Here is a 22,419-nt window from a genome sequence, read left to right as displayed (position 1 = left end):
TTATTTTTTTATTGTGTTAAGGTCAACGCCCAGCAGTTGTTTTGCCAATTGTTGCAAGGTGATATAACTGCCCTGAAAATGGCAAGTGGTTTGTTTATATTCGCCCGTTGCACCTGTTTTTAATTCAAGTGCCGGTGACGAAGATTCCACTTCATAAAACGGCCCCATCTGTGTTCCGTCTGCCAGCGGTCCGTCGTTGTACGAATTGATTACATCGCCTTTATAAGGCTGTGCCTGCATTTCCCATTTGCTGTTTACATAAGCGGCCTCCTTATTTACCTGCGGAATAATAACTGTGAGCACATTATTTTTAAAATCGAAGCTGGCTGCAATTGGTTTGGCAATCAAGGGCGATAAACCAATCTTACTTCTCAGTTTTCCATCGCAGGTAAAATAGAGTACACTATCGGTAACGTGTAAACGTTCTTTGGGTATATCGCCAAAATAATTATCCGTGATAAAAGATCGTGCGTTGGCAATTGGATGAAATGGAATGATAACGGTTGTTTCAAGGGAAGGAGTAAACATTCCCAACAGCCAGATAGATAATAATCCGTTGTCTTTTGTCCAGTTGGTGCTGCCGGTATTGGTTACTTTGTTACTTGTTTCAAAACCTACAAAATCAATATCAGCAGGGATGGATACTTTTAGTTTTTTTGCCAGTTGATCTTTTGAAAGCAGGCTTACGGTTCTTTCAATCGCAATATCAAAACTGGTTCCGCTATAGTTTTTTATAATGGCTTTTTTAGAAAAAACAGCCATTGATTTACTGGCTTGTGTTACATCGTACATTTCAGTATCAATAAACGAAGGTACCTGCCAGTGCGCTATATTAAAAGAATCACCGCCTTTAAAATACAATGAATACTGGCCGCCTTCCGGGCCCATCCAAAAACGTTCTTCTCCCCCCACGGGGTTAAATTGTTTCTTTTTTTCGGGTGCAGCTATCAATGCATAATTCAGCCAGCCAAAACTGATACCGGTATCGCCCAAAGCAGTGCTGGTCATAACCCGGCCCTGGTAATCTGCCGATAACAATACTTTTGCGGAGCTGTCTTCGCTGGTTAGTTCAATTACTTTGGTGGTGTGCTTTTTTAAAAAGTCTACATCATAAGCATAAGTTCCTTTTGAAGCAGAATCCTTTGCCGTTGCAGCGGCAGGGCTTTTAGCCGGCAGATTGCAGCCTGCTGCACCCAGTAATAAACAGGGATAAAAAAACAGGTAATTTTTCATATAGCTCAATTTAATTAATATAATTTTAGTTGCAGCAACGCCTGGTTATTGTAGCGCTAAAAATAAAACAACATGGTTGCCCTGAAATCTTTACCGCCCTATGTAAAAAATAATTCCTCAAACATATACAAATAAAGCATAGCGATTTTAACAGGCAGAGTTTTACAGATACTCTTTTACTACATTACTTATAATAAAGCCTACCTGTACAATTTATAGTATTGCTAAACAAATTACAATTCAGCCGCCGCTTCCTCATCCAGCAATATCCATCCATTTGGATGGGTGGTAATAAAGCCTGCAGGCACTGCATTTGAAATATCTTCTTTTAATGTTCTGCGGATGATCGCTGCTTTTTTTGCGCCGTTCGCCAGTAACAAAACTTCACGGGCCTGCATTATTTGCGCCATCCCCAATGTGATGCCTTTGGATAAAGCAGTATTTGTTTTAAAATATTTTTGTCCCACAATACTGGTTACCTCATCCAGGGTAACTACATGAGCATTCCCTGCAGGATCAATGCCTGGCTCGTTAAAACCAACATGACCGTTTAGCCCAATGCCTACCAGTGCCAGGTCAATACCACGCACTGTTTGAATGATGGTATTGATGCGGTTGCATTCCTGCTGCAGATCAGTTGCCATGCTATTAAAAAAATGAATCTGCGTTTTTTTTATTCCCAAAGGGCCAAATATTTTTTGCTGCAAAAAATGATAACAACTGCCGGGTATATCCGGGCCAATGCCCACCCATTCATCCAGGCCTGTAAATATAATTTCCGAAAAACTGATTGCTTCTCTTTTAGCTGTCTCCACTACCAGGTGATAAGTTAAAGCCGGCGTATCGCCGGCAGCCAAACACAATACGGCATTTTTTTTATGCTTTACTAAACGGATAATTTTATTAGCTGCAAAGGCAGACAAATCCTGATAATTTTTAAACGTAGCAACCATTGGCTAATATTATTTAAGCTGAAAATAAACAGTTGGGCATCAATCAATATACGTTGCCGGTTGGCTTTTACAGCAAGTGAAAATTGAAAGAGTCTGTTGCCCTAATCCTACACTTTCTTTGCTGATTGAATACTATTTTTAAAACCGTTGTACCCTACAATAAAAATTGTATGCTGGCATGTACAATGGCTTCCATTGCGGAGGGCAAAACATTATCAGTCCAGGGATGTTTTCTTCCAAATACATGATCGGTTTCAACGGTAAAAATTTGTGCCGCCGGTTGCCAGGTTTTTAACAATATTGCATTTTCAACCGGTACGGCAGTATCAGCTGTACCATGGCAAATCAATACAGGAATTTGCAGGCTTTGCATAGCGCTTTTTATGTCAAGCTTTTGCTGGTTGTTACAATAATCTTCATACAACTGGTAATACAAAGGCAGTTGCTGTTTTGTGCGGCTGTTGGTATAATACTGAACCCCGCTTTGCTTCCACTCTTCCATTTGTTCAGGAGGCCAGCTACCCCAGGGCGTTTTACACTGACTGATGGCTGCCCAGGTAATTAATTTTTTTATGCGACGGTCTCTGGCTGCCTGCAGGATGGCAATACCTCCGCCCATGCTATGTCCTGTCAGATAGATAGCACTGTTATCAATGGCTTGCCGGTAAGGATTTTCTTTATCTACTACCCAATCTATTACCTCTTTCAAATCATTTAGTTCCATTGAATAATTATTATTTCCAAATGCTTCCAGGTCTGCAAATTCTTCCGGTTGCCGGGGCGTGGTGCCGTTGTGCGAAAAATTAAATTTTATAAATACCAATCCCCGCCCGGCAAATTTTTCAGCAATCAGGTCAAAATTCCCCCAATCCTTAAAGCCATTAAAACCATGCGCATAAATCACCACTGGTTTTTGCTCCATTTTTTTTTCAAAAAAAATATCCAGTGCCATTTGGCGATTACCGCCTGCTGTGATCAGTATGTTTTTTATCGAGTTCATGATATTTAAAATTACGGGATTTATCTATTTTTTGCTGACAGTATTTTCGCCTTATTATAAAAGCCTGCAGCTGCAGCGACACGTAGTAACAAAGTAACTGTAACACTTGTACCTTTTATTTCTTCTTTAATAAATAATAAATGCAGAAAAAAAACTACGCAATTATTCAATGCAATTCTATATTTTTATTTAACCGTATGGTGTTGCAAAAAATGTGCTTAAATAACAGGTACAACAAAAGTAACCGGATGCCACCAGGCAATTTTTAAAAGATATCAATGAAAAAAAAGATAGTATTACCAGATGTATTTTTTACCGGCCTGCTTTTAATTTTACTGGCAACAAGCTTTATTTCTTATCAGCGGATTAACTCGCAAAATGATGCAGAAAATTTATTAAATAATAGTTACCAGGTAAGTAATACACTAAACCTGGTTTTAGTAAACCTGCTGAATGCTGAAACAGGCCAACGGGGTTACCTGCTTACAAAAAAGCCCGCCTTTTTACAACCCTATTACGGGGCATTTGAAAAAGTAAAAAAAAATATCGAAGATGTAAAAATACTTATTGGTACGAATAATACCCAGCAAAAAAATAATGAAATTTTATCCGTACTGATTAAAAAACAGTTTGATGTTTTAGCCTTCATTTTTAAACAATCAATGAGCGAGGGTAGTGTAAAAGATAGCATGATTGTTTACCTGGAAAAAGGTAAAGCTTCCATGGATGAAATAAGGGATCATATTGCAGTGATGACACAGATTGAAAATGATTTATTATTACACAGAACATTACAAAAAGACCGTACCGCTTTTATAACTCCGCTTTATTCCTTACTACTTTCGCTGATAGCCATCGTTATTGTAACAGTTGCTTATTTCAGGCTTAGAAACGAAATGCATTTACGCGTTAAGGCAGAAGATAATGAGGCCTCTGCGCAGGAACTGCAGCGGGCCACTAAACATTTTGCAAGCGAACTGGAAATTAAAGTATCTGAAAGAACGGAAGCATTAAAAATTTTAAATGAAGAACTAAAACTCACCAATAGTATTTATTCTTATGCCGAAGAAAATGCATTGATTGGCAGTTATTCCTGGAACCTGCAAACTGGTGGGCTCAAATATTCTGATAATCTTTTTCGGCTACTTGGATATGAGCCGCAGGAATTTGTTCCCAGTTTTGAAAAGTTTACCAGTTTTATTCATCCTGATGACAAGGAACAGGTAATTAAAGATGGCAAAGAAACATTAGACACACACACGCTTGTTGAACATGTTTACCGCATTATCACTAAACAGAATACCATTATTTACTGCAGGTCGAGCGGTGCGTTTATTCAAAGTGAAAACAATGAATTGTTGGTAGGTTCAATACAGGATGTTTCAATAGATATTTTATTAAATGATACGCTGGCTGCCAAAAACCTGGAACTGGAACGCAACAATGCAGAACTTGGGTCTTTTACCTATATTGCTTCTCACGATTTGCAGGAACCTTTACGAAAAATACAATCTTTCAGTAAGCTCATTCTTGCAAAAAAGGAAGATGCTAATTTGTCGGAAACGGGAAAGGATTATTTTACAAGAATCATTGCTGCTGCGGCCCGTATGCAAAATCTGATACAGGCATTACTAAGTTACTCCAATGCCAACAATTCAGAAATTAAATTTATCCGCACCGATCTTAACAGTGTTGTGGAAGAAGTAAAGAATAACCTGGCCGAAATGCTGGAAGAAAAAAATGTAACTATTGAAACCAATAATTTGCCGGTACTGAATGTAGTACAAATACAGTTTTTGCAATTGTTCTCCAATATTATTCATAATGCTGTTAAATATGGCAGAAAGGATGTGCCGCCTCATATTATCATTACAGCCTCCGTGCTCTCTGAAGAAGAAATGAAAACAGATCATCCCGGCCAGAAAGGTAAATTCTGGAAAATTTCTATAGCGGACAATGGAATAGGTTTTGAACAACAATATGAACATAAAATTTTTGAGCTTTTTCAACGGTTGCATGGCAGAACAGCTTACGAAGGAACCGGTATTGGATTGGCAATTTGTAAAAAAATAATGCATCATCATAATGGGATTATATCGGCAAAAGGGGAAAGCGGTACGGGTGCTGTTTTTTGTTTATATTTACCCTATCAAAATTAATGTGCAGCAAATAGAGTGTTAAATCCGTAATTTAACGATACCCCCAACTAACAAACTAAACAAATGACCAAAACTATCGAGTATATATTAATGGTAGATGATGATGAAGATGATCAGATGCTCTTTAAAGAGGCTTTAAAACAGGTAAATAGTTTAGTGAAATGTGAGGTTGCTTTTAATGGAGCAGAAGCCCTTGAAAAATTAAAAATCAACCCTGTCCCGGATATCATTTTTCTTGATCTCAACATGCCTGTAATGAATGGATTTGAATGTTTACGTGCTATAAAAAAAGATCAATTTTTAAAAGATATACCGGTGATAATTTTTACCACAGCCAATGACAATGTTACCATTGAGCGAAGCCGTAAATTAGGCGCAACTGCTTTTTTTCATAAACCGATTGATTTCAATAATTTACTGAATAAGCTTCAACAGTTGCTAACAGACAGCACCTCTGCTGCCATAAAGCAATCTTCTTCCATTCCTGATTTTTTAATTTAAAATAATCACTTTTAAATCTTCGCCCTGTTAAATTAATCGCTGGTTTTATCTAAATATTGTGCCATCAATTTTGAAGAATTCATAAGGGTAAAATTATCTTTCGTACTTTAGCTTTCGCCCATGTTGCAATTTTTCCAATTTTCTGTCACAATATCAATCACCCAATTATGAGCACCCGTCACCAACTTGTGAAGATTTTAATAGTGGAAGATGATGAAGATGATTTTTTACTGATTAGTAATTATTTTAAAAATATTACTGTTTGGACCTTTGAAGTCAATTGGGTACAGAGATATTCAAATGCGTTGGATGAGTTGTGCAACAACAACTATACATTATGCTTTTGCGACTACAGTCTTGGTGCAAAAAATGGCATTGATCTTATTAAAGATGCAGTAGCAAAAAACATGTTTACGCCCATTATTTTGCTAACCGGCAAGGGTAATTACAATATTGATACCGAAGCCACAAAAGCCGGTGCTTTTGATTACCTGATAAAAGCAGAACTGGATGAAGATAAACTGGAACGAACCATCCGCTATACCCTGGAACGCGTTCGTAGTATGCAGATAATACAGGAAAACGAACGGCGTTACCGCAGTATTTTTGAAAAGTCGAAAGACATTGTTTTTATTGCAAAACCAGATACAACGCTTACAAATATTAATTATGCCGTTACAGATATTCTTGATTTTGATGCAGCCAGCTGCATAGGTAAACCTTTAGCTGATTTTTTAAAAAATCCTGCGGATATGGAATACTTTTTTACGCAGGTAAAAGCGAACGGGGAAATAGAAAATTTTGAACTGGATTTTATTACTGCCGGCAAAGAAATTAAAACTTGTTTAATATCTGCTTCAATTGAAGCTGATAGTGCCAATGAGCCATATATGCAGGGAATAATTCATGATATCACGGATCTGAAAAAGGCAGAAAAAGCGAGCCAGCGGGCAGAAAAACTGGCTGCATCCGGACGATTTATTCTTACCCTGGCACACGAAGTGAGAAACCCGTTAAACAATATTAAACTTGCTACAGAAAATTTGCAGGAGACAACCATAATCGAAGAAGATATTTTTTTACTTGATATTATACAGCGCAATAGTCAGCGCATCAACGATCTTATAACGGAACTGCTGCAAAGCTCAAGACCGGCGGATATGAATTTAACGGATGTGTCGTTGCATGGCCTGCTGGATAAAGTAATAGCAGCAGTAAAGGATAAACTGGTAATGCGTAATATCATTCTCGTTACCAATTGCGATCAGCGTGATACGATCATTAGGGCAGATGCGGCAAAACTGGAAATGGCTATTTTAAATATATTGGTAAATGCCATCGAAGCAGTACCAGATACAACCGGTTTAATAGAAGTAAAAACCATTGTTCAAAACAACCAAACCAGTTTAATGATAATTGATAACGGATGCGGTATCAGCCCGGAAAATAAAGAAAAATTATTTGAACCATATTTTACTTCCAAGCGAAATGGGATTGGCCTGGGATTGGCCACTACATTCAATATTCTTAAAAGCCATCATGCAAAAATAGATGTGCAGTCGCAGGTAGAATCGGGTACCGTATTTTCCGTTGTGTTTCCTGAACAAAAAGTATAAGGACTTGCTTATTACAAACTGCAAAACAATAAATCATCGCTGGGTAAGCGATCTTATTAAAAACCCTATGGTGCAACCAAATTTGTCTTTCATGTTAAAGTTTCCATGTAGTAGGGGCATTGGAACGAATGCTGCAGACTTCAGGAACGTCGAATTTCCTCCGCAGTAATCCAAATAATATATTTCAGTAAATAGCCGGAAGGGAAAAGCTGTTTAAAAACAGAATTTTCATTTCGCATCCTGCGGTTAGTGGCGTACTCTAACCCCGGCTAACACAGTGGCCGGTATCCCCACCGGCCACTGTGTTACTTATAGGGTAATGTAAAAATTGTTTTCAGACTGCTCCTGAGAAGTATAAAAAATCCTACTTCCGACATCAGCCATCCGGCATTGGTTTACAAGCGGATGTTTACCCCCATCATACAATTAAACGGGGCCATGGGAAAATAAAAATTTTCAGTAGTTAATTTGCCGGAAATATAACTGAATGTATAACCATTGGCTTCGTACTTTTTATTAAATACATTATTTAATTGCAGAATAAATGTAACAGCCTTTAAAAAATGAATGGTTGGCAGGGCATAGGTTAACCTGATATTCTGCACATAATAAGCCTCCAGGCTCCTGCTTTTTTGAGAGGTATTATCCAGGTATTGACGGCTTACATATTTACTCAGCAAACTAATCTCTCCGTTCTTAACCGGTATAATATTAATACTTCCTCCGGCCACAACTGCTGGTGAAAACGAGATATCCGTTTTTTTGTATTGGTTGGTTACAGTTCCGCCACTGTCGTAGTTATCTATCAGTTCTTTAAAATTTTTAATTTTATTTTCGCTTAAGGTTAGGTTGGCTGTAAGATTTAAATAATTTGTAATCACTGCTCTTCCCTGCAACTCAATGCCAGCACGGTAACTGTTGTCAATATTGGTTCTTGTGTAAGATCCCACATCATTAATATTTCCAATCAATACCAGCTGGTTGTGGTATTTCATATAAAAAAGATTGGCCCCAAAAGAAAAGGTGTTGCTTTTTCTTTCTACGCCCAGTTCCACATCATTTAATTCTTCCTGCATGGGTTGCTGCGTTTTGCCGGCTTCAAAATCATCCCTGTTGGGTTCTTTGCCCGCCCGGGCATAAGAGGCATAAGCCTGCCATTCTTTATTGGTATAAGTAAACCCGATTTTTGGATTTAAAAAAGTATAATTGTTTTTAATAACCAACAGAGGATTATCCCTGAAACCATTGATAATATAGTTTACAGTTCTTACCTGCATATCAGCAAACAATTGCCAATGTTCACTAACCTGTTGGGTAAATTTTGTATAAAGAGAAAGATCTTTTTTGTGCGCAGGCAAATCTCCATACCAGCGATAATTTAATGGAACAGCAGGTTGTACTACAGCATGGATAATCTCTCCATAATGTTTGCCATCGTATTTATTCCACCCTCCCCCAAAAGTTAGCTGGGTATTTTCTTTTTTGTATTGTAAAGAAAATATGGTTCCATAAAAATTATTGTCAAGCCATTCGCGCCTTACCATATCAGTATTTTTAGTTGTGTCGGTGCCAACAATATATTCAGGTAAGCCATAGGCCGACAAGCTTTGATCTGCCCTGTATTCTTCAAAATAGCCTTTTCCTTTGGTTAAAAAAATTGCAGCATTTGCTTTCAGGTATTTATTAAACTGATGATTGTAAAATAATTGGTAATGAGTCTGGGTGTAATTATCAGTTTCATTTGGGTAAGGTGTTCCCGGCTGTTCCTGCCCTGAAATATTATAAGTACGATCTGTTTTCAGTAATGCTTCCGGAACACCGTTCCATGCCTGGTAGGTTTTTTCTTTACCCGAAAAAATATTGAGTCGTAGTGAATTTTTTTCATCTACCCAGGCAGTACTAAAATAAAAAGATTTCAGGTTGGTTTTGGCCCGGTCAATATAGCCGTTACTACTGATTTGGCTCAGTCTGCCGTCGATGGTAAAATGTTTTCCGATGATACCGGTGCCAAATTTCAGGGTATTTTTCCAGGTGTTGTAACTACCGTAGCTATTGTTTAGTTCGGTGTATTGTTTTTCATTTATTTCGTTGGTAGATAAGTTGATATTGCCACCAAAAGATCCCGCGCCGTTGCTGCTGGTTCCCACCCCACGCTGTATTTGAATGCTATTGGCGGAGGAAGCAATGTCGGGCAGATCTACAAAATAAGTGCCCTGGCTTTCTGCATCGTTATAGGGGATGCCGTTGAGCGTAACGTTGATGCGGCTTGCATCTGTACCACGAATGCGGATGCCGGTATAACCTACGCCATTGCCTGCATCCGAATTAATAATTACGGAAGGCGTTTGATTTAGCAGGTACGGCAAATCCTGGCCAAGATTATTTTTTTCAATGTCTTTTTTGGTAAGATTTGTTTTGGCAAAGGGCGCTTTATCATTTGCCCTGATGGCAGTAACTTCCACCGGCTGCATAAACGAAGTGTCATTAAATTTTTTAATTTCCTGGGCAATTGTTTTAATTGCCATAGCACAAAGCATACCACTCATTAGTAGTTTTTTCATTTCAATAAAATTTTGTGCTGAACATCCGGATGACGATCCGATGTGAATTATTGCTCCCTTCGCAGGCATTATCCTGAGCAGGTTAACGGGTATTATCTCAGCCTCTATTAAAGAAGCACCCCGGAAATTCAGACGATGAATAAGAACAGTTTTGAAGAACGAAGGTAAAGGAGTTTTAAATTATTTTCATCTTTTGTGTAACAAATAGTTTACAGTAAGCGTATTACTAAAAAAATTACCATGAAACAAATAGTAATCGCACTAATTATTACATTAATCAATTTAAGCACATTTGCCCAGGATAAGGTAGCGGTAAATGATGCCAATGCGCAACAACGTACAGTAATAGCCGGCTTTACTGCCATCACCGTGTCCGACGGTATTAATTTGTATCTTACTCAGGGCAACGAAGAGTCTGTTGCAGTAAGCGCTTCAGAAGAAAAGTATATGGAACGGTTTAAAACGGTTGTAGAAAACGGTACCTTAAAAATTTATTTTGATAAAAGTGGTTTAAGTTGGTTGTACAGCGAAAAAAGAAAACTGAACGCATATGTTTCTTTTAAAGCGCTCGAAAAAATTTATGCATCTTCAGGGGCTGACGTAATTTTAAAAAGTACTGTTTCTGTAAATAAATTGCAATGTACATTTACCAGCGGTGCACATTTTAGCGGGCACGTAAATGTAGGCGAAATGGCAATTTCGCAAAACAGCGGATCAGAAATTGACCTATCAGGCAAAACAGAAAAACTGCAGGTAGATGTAAGCAGCGGTGCCATTTTTAAAGGATACGATCTGGCTGTTGATTTTTGCGAGGCAAAAGCAACCAGTGGCGGCGGAGTAAGAATTACAGTTAACAAAGAATTAAACGCCAAAGCAAACAGTGGTGGTGGCATTCGTTACAAAGGCAATGCCGTGATGAAGGATTTAAGTGTTTCAAGCGGCGGTATGGTAAAAAAAGAGTCTATCTAATTGTATTAAAAATCCAAATATGAAAAAGATAATTTTATCTCTGGCAATCCTTACGGCTACTGTAGCAGGGCAGGGGCAAAATAAAGTATTTGTAAACGATGCCAATGCACAACTTAGAACATTGACTGGAAGTTTTAATGCAATCAAAATATCTGGTGGTATTGATCTGTATCTTTCCCAGTTTGACGCCGAATCAATTGCCGTTAGTGCTGCTGAAGATAAATATAAAGAGCATATTAAAACCGTGGTGGAAAACAATACCCTGAAAATATATTATGAAGGAGACAAAATGTGGAGCGGGGGAAATAAAAAGTTGAAAGTGTATGTTTCCTTCAAAAATTTAGAAAAGCTTCAGGCCTCAGGGGCAAGCGATGTGCAGCTTGCCGGCACCATCAATGTGCCTTCATTAGCGTTGGATATGAGCGGCGCCAGTGATTTTAAAGGTGCCGTAAAAGTAAACGACCTTATAATCGAATTAAGTGGTGCTTCCGATGCAACCATCAGTGGTGTTACCAACACGGTGAGTATATATTCTACCGGCGCCAGCGACTTTAAAGGCTACAACCTTGTTACAGATATTTGCAACGCAAAAGCATCCGGCGCCTCTGACATCCATATTACAGTAAATAAAGAAATATCAGCCGATGCCAGCGGTGCCAGCGATATTTCTTACAGGGGAAACGCGGTGATAAAAAACCAGCACAGCAGCGGTGCCAGCAGCATTGGCAGAAAAGGAAAATAATATTTGCTATAAAACGTAATCAGGTTGACCGGTTCATAATACCAACGATCAACCTGATTTTATGTTGATGATGGTCAGCCGGTCTTTCATATCATCCGCCATCTCCGTTATTTTATCCTTATAACGGGTTGCTGATTTCTTCTTTATCTCCGGCATACAAGTGCTGGTGATGATAAGTTTAATCGGTTCCTGCGGGCAGGGGCTGTGTGTTTCATCTTCCTTTTATTTTATTTTTTTGCCACCACCAGGTAGTAATAAGCATGCTGCCACTGGCATTATGCACCATTGTACCGTTTGGTTTATCATTTAATTTGAGATACTGATGTATAATATTTGGCGGCAATAGTGTAATCCCTTACTTTTGCACCGCGAAGTAGAGCAGCGGTAGCTCGTCGGGCTCATAACCCGAAGGTCAGAGGTTCGATCCCTCTCTTCGCAACTAAAAACACGAAGGCTCGCAAGAGCCTTTTTTATTCTTGGCAAGTTGCTGATGAATTTGATCACCTCCTCCAGTCTGTTTGTATGCGGTTATCAAAGTCTTATTAAGACTTGCCTTTAAAGGTCATACATGAAATCAGGTTTCGTAAATATTTTTGGAAAGCCCAATGCAGGTAAAAGTACATTGCTTAATGCGCTCATTGGCGAAAAGCTCGCTATTGTATCTCATAAGGTACAAACTACGCGGCATCGTATTAAAGCAATTTTAACAGGATCAGGTCACCAGATTATTTTTTCTGATACACCGGGTATAATCGAACCCAAATACAAGCTGCACGAAAAAATGATGCAGGCAGTAAAAGGAAGTTTAGAAGATGCCGATATTGCTTTGTTGATGACGGATGCCAGGGAAAACCCCGAAGAAAGTAATTTAATTTTTTCGCAATTAAGATTGAAAGTTCCGGCACTGGTAATTTTAAACAAGGCAGATGCGGTGAGTGAAGAAAATATTATAAAAGCCACCCATTTTTTTGAACAACAGCCTTACTGCAGGCAGGTAATTGTCATTTCCGCATTAAAGAAAAAAGGTATTGAAAACCTGTTGGCAATTATTATTGACATGTTGCCGGAAGGTGCCCCTTTTTATGAAGGAGATGACATTAGTGATTTACCAACAAAATTTTTTGTAAGTGAACTCATCAGAGAAAAAATATTTTTATTGTATGGAGAAGAAATTCCCTACCACGCAACTGTGTTGGTACAGGAGTTTAAAGAAAAATCAACGCTGATAAAAGTTGGGGCAGATATCATTGTACAAAGAGATACACAAAAAGGAATTATCCTGGGTGAAGGTGGTAAAATGATTAAACAGCTGGGTACACTGGCAAGAAAAGATATCGAAGAATTTTTAGGCAGTAAAGTATTTTTAGAACTGTTTGTAAAAGTTCGTCCTAAATGGCGGGACAATGAAATGCAGCTAAAAGAATACGGGTATTAATAATGGATAATTGAATAATGGGTTATTGTAAATTTTTTTCAAACAGGTTTTCATTTTTCCATTAATTATCAATTAATAAATTATCAAATAATAAATTATCAAATAATAAAGATGAGTTTTACAGTAGCAATAGTAGGAAGACCCAATGTTGGTAAAAGTACTTTTTTTAACAGGATGTTGGAAGAACGCAAGGCCATTGTGGATGATGTAAGTGGCGTTACCCGTGACCGTCAGTACGGTATAGCCGATTGGAATGGTAAATCATTTAATGTGATTGATACCGGTGGTTTTGTACCAAAAAGCCAGGATATTTTTGAAAGGGAAATCCGCAAGCAGGTTTTGATAGCGGTGGAGGAAGCAGATGCCATTATTTTTATGGTGGATGTAGCAACCGGCATTACTGACCTTGATGAAGCGATGACTCAAATGCTGCGCAAAACGGCTAAACCGGTTTTTTTGGTAGTTAATAAAGTTGATAATCACGACAGATTACTGGAAGCTTCCGAATTTTATAGTCTTGGTTTTGATAAGATACACTTTTTGTCCTCCATCAGCGGTACAGGAACGGGCGATTTACTAGATGAGTTGACGGACCTGATTGTAGATGAACCTGCAGAAGAAGAAAAGAATTTACCCAAGTTTGCCATCATCGGGCAGCCCAATGTAGGTAAATCCTCTTTGCTAAATGCCTTAACGGGGCAGGAGCGTACTATTGTAAGTGAGATAGCAGGTACAACAAGAGATACCATTCACACCCACTATAATTTATTTAATAAAGAATTTGTTTTAATAGATACAGCAGGCATCCGCCGTAAAGCAAAAGTAAATGAGGATCTTGAATTTTATTCTGTAATACGGGCAATAAAAGCAGTAGATGAAGCGGATGTTTGTTTACTGTTACTGGATGCTGAAAAAGGAATTGCCGCCCAGGATCTTTCCATATTTGCTATGGCTGTAAAAAAAGGAAAAGGTATTGTTGTATTGGTGAACAAGTGGGATGTAATGCCCAAAGAAACCAATACTGCCCGGGATTATGAAGTAGAATTAAAAAAACGCTTTGCACCTTTTAGTGATCTGCCTATTATTTTTATTTCGGCTCTTGAAAAAACCAGGATATTTAAAGCAATGGAAGTTGCGCTTGAAGTGTATGATAGCCGTAAACAAAAGATAGCTACTTCCAAACTGAATGATAAAATGTTGAAAGCGGTAGAAGCGTATCATCCGCCTGTAGTTAGAGGCAGCCAGGTTAAGATTAAATATGTTACCCAATTGCCGGTTGTAGTGCCCTCCTTTGCATTTTTCTGTAATTATCCTGATGATGTTAAAACACCTTATAAAAATTATTTAGAAAACCAGTTGAGGCTTAATTTTAAATTTACCGGCGTACCAGTCAGAATATTTTTCAGAAAAAAATAAATTTATTAGTCACTTGTACTTTTATTGCTTTAAGTACGTTTATGTTGGACTATGTAAATATATTTGACTAATTAAAAAAAGATAGTATATTCGCAGCGAAATTTAAAAACAAAAAAAACTACAATGAAAAAATTAATTGCTATTCTTGCTGTTACAGTGTCAATGACCGCTTGTAACAATGGTACCGAATCTACACCTGCATCTGCTGCTGATTCTGCAAAAGCTGCTACTGCTGCTGCTGATTCTGCTTCAAAAGCTGCATCAGCTACAGTTGATACTGCTAAAAAAATGATGAACAATGTTGCTGATAGTGCCAACAAAATGGTTAATAAAGCTGCGGATAGTGCTAGTAAGATGGTAAATAACGCTGCTGATAAAATGGCGGATAAAGCTAAAGAAGGCGCAGACAAAATGAAAGCTGGTGCTGATAAAATGGTGGATAAGGCTAAAGAAGCTGTTAAACACTAAGCATTACAAAATAAATGATAAAGGTCCTCCTGAATTTTTCAGGAGGACCTTTTAGTTTAGCCATGTTTTACTGATTATTTGTGCGGTAGTTTTTTGAATTGCTGTTATTTTATTTATAGCAGGCAGGGGACGATTATTTCTTTTCAATACGATATAACCAATTATTACAAGTAATAAAATGAGGATAATCGCAAAATAGGTATACGGCTGATCTTTTATCCTTCTTTTTAAACGCCGGCTTTTATTTTTTATAACCTGTTTTTGAAGATCCTTGTTTAGTTGTTCAACATATATCTGCAGATTTTTGGTAGGTTTAATTTCCTGCAGACCTTCCACTGCATCATTTATAAAATCATCTTCTGCCATGCTTTTTTCAAGCTCATGCATATCTGCCTGGGATATATGATGACTCAGGTAATCCATCAATTGCTGGTTATCAATATCTTTATTGCTGTTGGATAATATGTCTTTTAAATCATTGTTCATGTTGTTGTAAACGCTCCAGCATTATTTTTAAATTTCGTTTTCCGTTTTGAATATTGCTTTTTACCTGCAGTAAACTATACCCCGTTTGTGCAGTTATTTCATGATAACTTTTTTTATGCAGGTAAAACAAAGTTATGCATTGTTGCTGCTCCGCATTCAATTGCTGTAAAGCGGTTTCCATTTGGGTTAGCGCAATATCCCGGGCCACAAATTTATTTTTATCTTCTGCTTCATCGGGTGTAGCCAAAAGCTTTTCATTTATTTCCAAAGACTGTTGTGCTTTATTTCTTAGCTTCATCAGGCAATGGTTTTTTGCTACCATGTACAGCCAGCTTTTAAAATAATCTACTTTGTATTTGTGCAGCTCTGTAATGGCTTTTAAAAAAACCTGCTGCACACCATCTTTTGCTTCTTCTTCGTTTTTTAAATACTTCATGCAAACACCTAGTAACAATAAGGTATAGCGTTGAAGCAATATGCCAAGCCACTCATTGTTTTTATCTGCATAAAATTGTTTAAGCAGTTCGCCGTCGTCTATATGTTTGTATTTGTCCGGGTTCAAAGTTGTCAGGTATACAAATTAAGATGTAAACTTAATAAAATTCCATAAGCTGCGTTCAGGTAAAAAAATCTTATTGTCTTATGGTAAGCTTACTGGCAATGATTAATTTGATAACTTTCCCGCCAGGGATAATTTGCCTTTAAGTGGGAAATATAAAGATCTAACATTACAAAATTTAGCAGGGAATAATTTAAAACCAATAAAATTTTAATGCGAAATTGAACAGGAACTCAAAATTTAAATACTACGGTTACCATCAAAATTTTCCAGTTCTTTTGAAACAGCATTTAAAAAAGTAGAGCCCAGTGCGCCATCAATAATCCGGTGATCGTAGCTTAATGAAATGTACATCATGTGGCGGATGGCAATGCTGTCGCCCTGAGGTGTTTCAATAACCATCGCTCTTTTTTTAATAGCGCCTACAGCCATGATGGCAACCTGGGGCTGGTTAATAATAGGCGTTCCCATAATACTTCCAAAACTACCTATATTGGTTAAGGTAAAAGTTCCTCCATTGGTATCATCTGGTTTTAATTTGCCCGTTCTTGCTGCATTGGCCAGATTATTTACCTGTTTGGTTAACCCGGTAAGGTTTAATTGGTCTGCATTTTTTATAACGGGTACAATCAGGTTACCATTGGGTAAAGCGGTGGCCATACCAATGTTTAAATCTTTTTTAATAATTACTTTATCACCGTCTATAGAACTGCTTAGCAGGGGATATTTTTTAATACTCTTTACAATGGCTTCTATAAACAAAGGGGTATAGGTTATTTTTTCGCCCTCTCTTTTTTCAAAATCTTTTTTAATTTTTTCTCTCCACAAAACAAGATTGGTTACATCACATTCTGCAAAGCTGGTTACATGGGCACTGGTATTTTTACTGTCAACCATATGTTTTGCAATCAGTTTGCGCATGCGGTCCATTTCTATTATTTCTATATTGCCTGTGTAGCTTCCCGTCATTACCTGCGCAGTACTGCTTACCGCAACCTCGTTATTAGGTATTTCATTTTCTGCAATGACCTCCTTTTTTTGATAAACAGTTACCGCTGGATAATTGCCGGATGCCTTTGCCGAAACGTATGCTAAAATATCTTTTTTACTAACCCTGCCGTCTTGCCCTGTACCTTCAATTTTTTCCAGTTCTACCATGGTAATGCCTTCCTGTTGTGCAATATTCAGCACCAGTGGAGAGTAGAATTTTAATGCAGTTTTACCAGCAGCAGCAGAAGGTTGTACAATAAACTGTGATGGCTGGTAAGGAACTTCTTCAATTAATTTTGCTTCTTCGTATTCGGGTTGTGATGCTGGTGCTGTTGGCTGTGATTGGGTTACAGCCGAATCTGTACCTGCCCTTATTTTTGCAATAACGGCCCCGATAGGAACAACATCGTTTTCACTAAATAAAATTTGTTCCAGCACACCGGCAGTTGTAGAAGGCACTTCGCTGTCCACTTTATCTGTAGCAATATCCAGTACAGTTTCATCTTCTTTTATGGTATCGCCTGGTTTTTTATGCCATTTCAAAATGGTTGCTTCCATGATGCTTTCACCTAGTTTGGGCATTATTAAATCTACAAGTGCCATGCTGTTTATATTAAAGATTAGAATTGAATGAGTGATCCCCAACAGGTATATGGTACAAGAGGGCGATGCAACGATGTTAATTTGAAAAATAAATGCCCGGACAAAATATACTCCCGCCCTTACACTAAAAATACAGCAATCATTGTTGTAAGCGTCAAAGATAATTATTTCCGCTAATACGCTGTTTGCTAAGGAACAGATTCTGTATCTGTCAAAATAAATTTCCTAAGCAGATTTAAAGCATGGGTTGCAGTAAGCTGAACATTTCTTGCCCTATCGAAACGAAAATATAATTTATGTGCATCTATTTTATTTTTGTTGCCAACCGCAATCCATACCGTACCAACGGGTTTATCGGGCAGGCCACCATCAGGCCCCATGATACCGGAAACGGCAATCACGTAATCTGATTGTATGGCTGCCAATGCACCCTTTGCCATTTGCATTACTACCTCTTCGCTTACTGCTCCCTTGGTTTCCAAAGTTTCTTTAGATACCTGTAATAAATCCTCTTTGGCTTTATAAGAATAACTTACCACGCTGCCATCGTAAAAGGCAGATGCTCCGGGGATTGTGGTTAGTAAATGCGCAATATAGCCACCAGTGCAGCTTTCCGCAGTACACATGGTTTTGTTTTTTGCAGCCAGAAGTTTCCCAGTTACCTTTTCCATTGGTTCATCCAGGTTTGTAACCAGAAATTCTTTTACCTGTTGCTGCAGGGTTTCAAAATATTCCTGTATTTCTTTTTCCACTGCCACCCGGTCAAAACCTACAGACGATAACCGTAAACGCACCATGCCATAGTTGGGTAAATAGGCCAGTTTGATATGTGCAGGCAATCCGGTTTCAAATTGTTTTATTTGCTCTGCTAAAAAAGATTCTCCAATGCCAGCCGTTAATAAAGTGCGGTGGGTGATGTGTGGAAATATAAAATGCGTGCTTAGTTGCGGAATAACATAATCCTCCATCATTCCCTTCATTTCATACGGTACACCCGGCATGCTTACGTACACTTTTCCTTCTTTTTCAAACCACATGCCAGGGGCAGTTCCTCTTTTGTTTAAAATAACTTTGCAGGTATCCGGAACTTCAGCTTGTTTAAAATTGCTTTCAATCATGGGCCGGTTAAGCACCCTTTCAAAAATATGTTTTACATTTTTTAAGGCACCTTCATCTATTACCAGTTTACCGTTAAAATATTTATTAAGTAAAGGTTTGGTAATATCATCTGCAGTAGGGCCAAGGCCTCCGGTAATAAGAATTATATCTGCATGTTTACTTTCCTCATCCAGTGCTTTCCAAATTTCATCCCACATATCGCCTACTGCAACACGCCGCAACACTTTAATGCCTGCAATGTTTAGTTGCTGTGCCATCCAGGCACTGTTGGTATCAATCACTTGTCCTATTAATAATTCATCACCTATTGTAATGATGCTTGCTTGTGTCATACTCGTAAAAAAAAAGATTAATTTTAGTGCAAGATAATTCATGTATGAAAACAGTTTGTTTATTTATTTATGGGTGGTTGCCTGTAATTTTGTTTGGACAAAACATAACTACTCAACTGGCTGCCAGTGTAAAAAAACTGGAAGCCGATGAGCAGTTTAAACATGCCATTATCAGCATGTATGTAGTAGATAATAAGACAGGCAAAATTGTATTTGATAAAAACAGTAGTATTGGCCTTGCACCGGCCAGTTGCCAGAAAATTATAACCAGTGCTACCTCTTTTGAGTTACTGGGAAATGATTACCGTTACAAAACTTATTTAACACATGACCAGCCAATAAAAAATGGTATTTTACAAGGCAACCTGTATGTTGCTGGCAGCGGCGATCCAACGCTTGGAAGTTCACGCTGGAAAGGCTCTTCAGAGGAAAATGTACTTAAAAAAATTGCAGCATGTCTTCAAAAAAATAATATACAGTCAATTGCAGGAGGTATAGTAGCCGACGATCATTTTTTTTTACTGGATGCGATACCGAAAGGTTGGATTTGGGAAGATATAGGCAATTATTACGGTGCCGGTGTTTGGGGACTTAACTGGCGGGAAAACCAGTTTGATGTAACCTTTAAAACAGGCAATAATGCAAATGATGCAACCACGATTATTGCAACACAGCCAGCGGCAGTTTTATCGACCTGGTCATTTATTAATTTTGTAAAAACGGGCGAGAAAGGAAGTGGCGACAATGGGTATCTTTTTTCAGCACCGTTTGTGAAAAATATTATTGCCAAAGGAACGGTACCTCCAACGGTAAATGGATTTACCATTTCAGGTTCCATACCAGATCCGCCAAACCTTTTTTTACAAACGGTTGATGCGTATTTAAAGAACAATGGTATTCAGGTGCAGGAAAAAAACTGGAGTTACACAGAACACCTGGTTAACAATCAAGCACTATTTATTCCCAATGGCATACGCCTCGATTCAATTGTATCACCTTCATTGGATTCTATTAATTACTGGTTCCTTAAAAAAAGTGTGAATCTTTTTGGAGAAGCACTGGTAAAAACAATCGCTGCCGTAAAAGCGGGCAAAGGCACTACCGGGGATGGTGTAATTATTATAAAAGATTTTTGGAGTAAAAGAGGGATTGATCCTCCCTCATTAAATATTATTGATGGTAGCGGTTTATCGCCTGCCAACAGGGTTACGGCCAATGCATTGGTTACTATTTTAAATTATGCCCGGCAACAAAAATGGTATTCATCTTTTTATAAATCCTTACCCGTAATCAATAACATTACTATGAAGGATGGCTATATCAATGGCGTTAGAACGTACGCTGGTTATGTCAGCAGCAACAATGGCACTACTTATACTTTTTGTTTTATGGTAAATAATTTTGATGGCAATCCTGGCACTGTCAGAGAAAAAATATGGAAGCTTCTGGATGTTATGAAGTGATGACTCCATAACAATACCTCTGAATACATAATGATTTTTACAAGAAATAAAGGTTTATTTTTTTTATTGAAATGAATGGCTGTATTTCGTATCTAAACTAATTATATGTCCAAACAGAATTATAAAAATCACAGCAAGTTTGTTCCCGCATTTCATTTTGTAATAGTTCCCTTGCTGTTATTTGTTTTTATTGGTTCAATAGTGAATGTTTTTCATTCTGAACCTGCAAATATTTATTCAGCTTCTTTGCTGGTAGCGCTTTCTTTTGCTACCCTTGTGCTGGCATTTATTGTACGTGGTTCTGTATTAAAAGTGCAGGACAGGGCCATCAGGGCAGAAGAAAATTTCAGGTATTATCTTGCTGCCGGAAAGCAACAGGACAGCCGTTTAACCATGTCACAAATTATTGCGTTGCGTTTTGCCGGTGATGATGAATACATAGGGCTGTCAAAAAAAGTAGTGGATGAAAATATGTCGGCCAAAGAAATTAAACTGGCTATTCAGCAATGGAAGGGTGATCATCACCGGGCTTAATTTTGCGCAAAATTAATGCGGATTAAGCAGTTGTATAAAATGGAATCAAAATGTGTGTCAACGTTGGTAACGTCAATATTTAATTTGTCTTATCAACAGATTCCGTAAAATACCCCACTAACTTTTCTTTCAGCGCAGCGGGCATTTCGCAGCGCTTCATATGCTTTGCTTCCATAAAATAAAGTGTTACATCACCGGTGTTTAAAAGATCGCCTGCTTCATTGTAAATTTCTGAATGAAAGACAATTTTGTGGTGTACTGGTAATTCTCTCAATATAGTTTTAACCATTATTAAGTCATCATATTTTGCCGGTCTTAAAAAACGGCTGTGGATATCTACTACAGGCATAATAATGCCCATGGCTTCAATATCTTTATAGCTATACCCCAGTTCCCTGATTGCTTCGGCCCTTCCTATTTCGTAAAACTCAGCATAATGGCCATGGTAAACCACTCCCATCTGGTCTGTAAGGGCATAATGAATTCTTATTTGAGTTTCTGTAGTATACATATTGATAATGTGCTGATGTGCTAATTTGATGATTTATTAATTGCTGAATTCAGCTGTATTTTAGGGAAAAAGTAAATTAGTGAATTAAAATTATGAATGCTGCGGTATTTGATTGGCATATTAGCACATGTGCTAATTAGCTAATTAAATCCGGCCAATTAACTCTATTTCCCCATCATTCCATCTACACTCACTTTACCAGGACCAATTAATAAAATAGCAACAAAACCTGTAAGGTATAAAGCAGCTGCATGCCCTTGTCCAAAAAAATCAAGATGATTTACTTTATACAATGCAACGCTCATGGCAATGATTAAAGGGATGCATGCGAACCTTGTAAACAGTCCAAGTATTAAGAACAAGGAACAAAAAAATTCAGCGAAAATTATTAAGGAAGCATTAACGGTTGTTCCCATTCCCAGCAGGTTAGGCACGTGTTGCGCTGTAACGCTGAAGTGGGTAATTTTTTGAAACCCGTGCCCCACCAGCATCAGGATGCCAAGGCCCAGTCTTAACACCAGCATCGCTGCATTTACAGCATTGGCACTGTATTTTGAAGAGAACAATTTTTTCATCCTGGTTTTTTAAACGTTATAAATTTCCGGCAATTTAATCTTTATCATTATTTATACTGTAAAAATATTTGTATTCATCAATTGCAATGTAATAAAGTGTTGTTAGAAGCAGTATGAAGAAGGTCATAAACCAAATGGTTAGCAAATAATTTATAAAAATGATAATGTTATTTGAAAAATAAAAATCAATGAGG

20 protein-coding genes, 1 tRNA gene and 1 riboswitch are annotated in these 22,419 nt (G+C 37.8%); of the genes, 11 read left to right on the top strand and 10 right to left on the bottom strand.

Translation table 11 applies throughout. The features are described from left to right. The 3 genes from H7254_RS14860 to H7254_RS14850 all read right to left on the bottom strand — a co-directional run bounded on the left by H7254_RS14860 (window position 1) and on the right by H7254_RS14850 (window position 3,186). Window positions 1-1,233 carry a DUF6786 family protein gene (locus H7254_RS14860; protein ID WP_301933704.1) on the bottom strand — a complete coding sequence of 411 codons (1,233 nt, stop codon included), beginning with the start codon at window positions 1,231-1,233 and terminating at the stop codon, window positions 1-3. A gap of 233 nt (window positions 1,234-1,466) precedes the next feature. After that, the gene (locus H7254_RS14855) at window positions 1,467-2,186 is read right to left on the bottom strand and encodes a glucosamine-6-phosphate deaminase (protein WP_301933703.1); all 720 of its coding nucleotides are present in this window, start codon (window positions 2,184-2,186) and stop codon (window positions 1,467-1,469) included. A 154-nt stretch (window positions 2,187-2,340) separates the two neighbouring features. Beyond that, window positions 2,341-3,186, bottom strand: a complete 846-nt coding sequence (locus H7254_RS14850) for a S9 family peptidase (RefSeq protein WP_301933702.1) — start codon at window positions 3,184-3,186, stop codon at window positions 2,341-2,343. A 278-nt stretch (window positions 3,187-3,464) separates the two neighbouring features. Here H7254_RS14850 and H7254_RS14845 point away from each other — a divergent pair, with 278 nt between their 5' ends. The 3 genes from H7254_RS14845 (at window position 3,465) to H7254_RS14835 (ending at window position 7,462) form a co-directional block, all read left to right on the top strand. Next, window positions 3,465-5,345 (top strand): CHASE3 domain-containing protein, encoded by a 1,881-nt coding sequence (locus H7254_RS14845; protein WP_301933701.1) that lies wholly within the window; start codon window positions 3,465-3,467, stop codon window positions 5,343-5,345. Window positions 5,346-5,408: 63 nt separating this feature from the next. After that, a complete protein-coding gene (locus tag H7254_RS14840) occupies window positions 5,409-5,846 on the top strand; it encodes a response regulator (protein WP_301933700.1) in 438 nt (145 codons plus the stop codon). Window positions 5,847-6,034: 188 nt separating this feature from the next. Next, entirely contained in the window at window positions 6,035-7,462 is a 1,428-nt protein-coding gene (locus tag H7254_RS14835) for an ATP-binding protein (protein ID WP_301933699.1), read from the top strand. A gap of 395 nt (window positions 7,463-7,857) precedes the next feature. On the opposite strand, the gene H7254_RS14830 is transcribed toward H7254_RS14835, so the two are convergent. Next, on the bottom strand, window positions 7,858-10,023 hold the full coding sequence (locus H7254_RS14830) for a TonB-dependent receptor (protein WP_301933698.1): 2,166 nt from the start codon (window positions 10,021-10,023) through the stop codon (window positions 7,858-7,860). A gap of 37 nt (window positions 10,024-10,060) precedes the next feature. Next, window positions 10,061-10,156: riboswitch (TPP riboswitch) on the bottom strand. Between the two features lie 107 nt (window positions 10,157-10,263). Here H7254_RS14830 and H7254_RS14825 point away from each other — a divergent pair. The 6 genes from H7254_RS14825 to H7254_RS14800 all read left to right on the top strand — a co-directional run bounded on the left by H7254_RS14825 (window position 10,264) and on the right by H7254_RS14800 (window position 15,053). Continuing rightward, a complete protein-coding gene (locus tag H7254_RS14825) occupies window positions 10,264-10,992 on the top strand; it encodes a head GIN domain-containing protein (RefSeq protein ID WP_301933696.1) in 729 nt (242 codons plus the stop codon). Between the two features lie 19 nt (window positions 10,993-11,011). Continuing rightward, window positions 11,012-11,734, top strand: a complete 723-nt coding sequence (locus tag H7254_RS14820) for a head GIN domain-containing protein (RefSeq protein ID WP_301933695.1) — start codon at window positions 11,012-11,014, stop codon at window positions 11,732-11,734. Between the two features lie 367 nt (window positions 11,735-12,101). Next, a tRNA-Met gene (locus H7254_RS14815) sits at window positions 12,102-12,173 on the top strand. Between the two features lie 129 nt (window positions 12,174-12,302). Then, window positions 12,303-13,169 carry a GTPase Era gene (gene era / locus H7254_RS14810; protein ID WP_301933694.1) on the top strand — a complete coding sequence of 289 codons (867 nt, stop codon included), beginning with the start codon at window positions 12,303-12,305 and terminating at the stop codon, window positions 13,167-13,169. A gap of 111 nt (window positions 13,170-13,280) precedes the next feature. After that, window positions 13,281-14,585, top strand: coding sequence for a ribosome biogenesis GTPase Der (gene der / locus H7254_RS14805; protein WP_301933693.1), 1,305 nt, complete (start codon window positions 13,281-13,283; stop codon window positions 14,583-14,585). 123 nt (window positions 14,586-14,708) lie between these two features. Then, the gene (locus H7254_RS14800; protein WP_301933692.1) at window positions 14,709-15,053 is read left to right on the top strand and encodes a hypothetical protein; all 345 of its coding nucleotides are present in this window, start codon (window positions 14,709-14,711) and stop codon (window positions 15,051-15,053) included. Window positions 15,054-15,104: 51 nt separating this feature from the next. Here H7254_RS14800 and H7254_RS14795 read toward each other — a convergent pair whose 3' ends face one another. From H7254_RS14795 to H7254_RS14780, 4 genes are all read right to left on the bottom strand, one after another. Beyond that, a complete protein-coding gene (locus H7254_RS14795) occupies window positions 15,105-15,539 on the bottom strand; it encodes a hypothetical protein (protein ID WP_301933691.1) in 435 nt (144 codons plus the stop codon). After that, window positions 15,529-16,101 carry an RNA polymerase sigma factor gene (locus H7254_RS14790; RefSeq protein WP_301933690.1) on the bottom strand — a complete coding sequence of 191 codons (573 nt, stop codon included), beginning with the start codon at window positions 16,099-16,101 and terminating at the stop codon, window positions 15,529-15,531. Before H7254_RS14790 ends, H7254_RS14795 begins: the two co-directional genes overlap by 11 nt. Window positions 16,102-16,338: 237 nt before the next feature. Next, window positions 16,339-17,691: a dihydrolipoamide acetyltransferase family protein gene (locus H7254_RS14785; RefSeq protein ID WP_301933689.1), complete on the bottom strand. Its 1,353-nt coding sequence runs from the start codon at window positions 17,689-17,691 to the stop codon at window positions 16,339-16,341. Between the two features lie 188 nt (window positions 17,692-17,879). Beyond that, entirely contained in the window at window positions 17,880-19,142 is a 1,263-nt protein-coding gene (locus H7254_RS14780) for a competence/damage-inducible protein A (protein ID WP_301933688.1), read from the bottom strand. A 44-nt stretch (window positions 19,143-19,186) separates the two neighbouring features. On the opposite strand from H7254_RS14780, the gene dacB reads away from it, so the two are divergent. Together dacB and H7254_RS14770 are read left to right on the top strand one after the other, a co-directional pair. Next, a complete protein-coding gene (gene dacB, locus H7254_RS14775) occupies window positions 19,187-20,605 on the top strand; it encodes a D-alanyl-D-alanine carboxypeptidase/D-alanyl-D-alanine-endopeptidase (RefSeq protein WP_301933687.1) in 1,419 nt (472 codons plus the stop codon). A gap of 105 nt (window positions 20,606-20,710) precedes the next feature. Next, window positions 20,711-21,139 carry a DUF6526 family protein gene (locus tag H7254_RS14770; protein ID WP_301933686.1) on the top strand — a complete coding sequence of 143 codons (429 nt, stop codon included), beginning with the start codon at window positions 20,711-20,713 and terminating at the stop codon, window positions 21,137-21,139. 79 nt (window positions 21,140-21,218) lie between these two features. Here the strand turns inward: H7254_RS14770 and H7254_RS14765 are convergent, their stop codons facing one another. Further along, window positions 21,219-21,650: a thioesterase family protein gene (locus H7254_RS14765; protein ID WP_301924208.1), complete on the bottom strand. Its 432-nt coding sequence runs from the start codon at window positions 21,648-21,650 to the stop codon at window positions 21,219-21,221. A 164-nt stretch (window positions 21,651-21,814) separates the two neighbouring features. Beyond that, window positions 21,815-22,225, bottom strand: a complete 411-nt coding sequence (locus H7254_RS14760; protein WP_301924209.1) for a DoxX family protein — start codon at window positions 22,223-22,225, stop codon at window positions 21,815-21,817. Between the last annotated feature and the right edge of the window lie 194 nt (window positions 22,226-22,419).

Origin of the sequence: Ferruginibacter sp. (assembly GCF_014377975.1) — a bacterium.
Taxonomy (GTDB): domain Bacteria; phylum Bacteroidota; class Bacteroidia; order Chitinophagales; family Chitinophagaceae; genus Ferruginibacter.
The sequence above is the reverse complement of the archived record's forward strand: the minus strand, read 5'-3'. Positions and strand labels throughout refer to the sequence as shown.

What these genes read in the sequence shown, in the direction of transcription:
- H7254_RS14860 (WP_301933704.1), bottom strand. Translation starts at nt 1,233, where the DNA reads ATGAAAAATTACCTGTTTTTTTATCCCTGTTTATTACTGGGTGCAGCA.
- H7254_RS14855 (WP_301933703.1), bottom strand. Translation starts at nt 2,186, where the DNA reads ATGGTTGCTACGTTTAAAAATTATCAGGATTTGTCTGCCTTTGCAGCT.
- H7254_RS14850 (WP_301933702.1), bottom strand. Translation starts at nt 3,186, where the DNA reads ATGAACTCGATAAAAAACATACTGATCACAGCAGGCGGTAATCGCCAA.
- H7254_RS14845 (WP_301933701.1), top strand. Translation starts at nt 3,465, where the DNA reads ATGAAAAAAAAGATAGTATTACCAGATGTATTTTTTACCGGCCTGCTT.
- H7254_RS14840 (WP_301933700.1), top strand. Translation starts at nt 5,409, where the DNA reads ATGACCAAAACTATCGAGTATATATTAATGGTAGATGATGATGAAGAT.
- H7254_RS14830 (WP_301933698.1), bottom strand. Translation starts at nt 10,023, where the DNA reads ATGAAAAAACTACTAATGAGTGGTATGCTTTGTGCTATGGCAATTAAA.
- H7254_RS14825 (WP_301933696.1), top strand. Translation starts at nt 10,264, where the DNA reads ATGAAACAAATAGTAATCGCACTAATTATTACATTAATCAATTTAAGC.
- H7254_RS14820 (WP_301933695.1), top strand. Translation starts at nt 11,012, where the DNA reads ATGAAAAAGATAATTTTATCTCTGGCAATCCTTACGGCTACTGTAGCA.
- era (WP_301933694.1), top strand. Translation starts at nt 12,303, where the DNA reads ATGAAATCAGGTTTCGTAAATATTTTTGGAAAGCCCAATGCAGGTAAA.
- der (WP_301933693.1), top strand. Translation starts at nt 13,281, where the DNA reads ATGAGTTTTACAGTAGCAATAGTAGGAAGACCCAATGTTGGTAAAAGT.
- H7254_RS14800 (WP_301933692.1), top strand. Translation starts at nt 14,709, where the DNA reads ATGAAAAAATTAATTGCTATTCTTGCTGTTACAGTGTCAATGACCGCT.
- H7254_RS14795 (WP_301933691.1), bottom strand. Translation starts at nt 15,539, where the DNA reads ATGAACAATGATTTAAAAGACATATTATCCAACAGCAATAAAGATATT.
- H7254_RS14785 (WP_301933689.1), bottom strand. Translation starts at nt 17,691, where the DNA reads ATGGCACTTGTAGATTTAATAATGCCCAAACTAGGTGAAAGCATCATG.
- H7254_RS14780 (WP_301933688.1), bottom strand. Translation starts at nt 19,142, where the DNA reads ATGACACAAGCAAGCATCATTACAATAGGTGATGAATTATTAATAGGA.
- dacB (WP_301933687.1), top strand. Translation starts at nt 19,187, where the DNA reads ATGAAAACAGTTTGTTTATTTATTTATGGGTGGTTGCCTGTAATTTTG.
- H7254_RS14770 (WP_301933686.1), top strand. Translation starts at nt 20,711, where the DNA reads ATGTCCAAACAGAATTATAAAAATCACAGCAAGTTTGTTCCCGCATTT.
- H7254_RS14765 (WP_301924208.1), bottom strand. Translation starts at nt 21,650, where the DNA reads ATGTATACTACAGAAACTCAAATAAGAATTCATTATGCCCTTACAGAC.
- H7254_RS14760 (WP_301924209.1), bottom strand. Translation starts at nt 22,225, where the DNA reads ATGAAAAAATTGTTCTCTTCAAAATACAGTGCCAATGCTGTAAATGCA.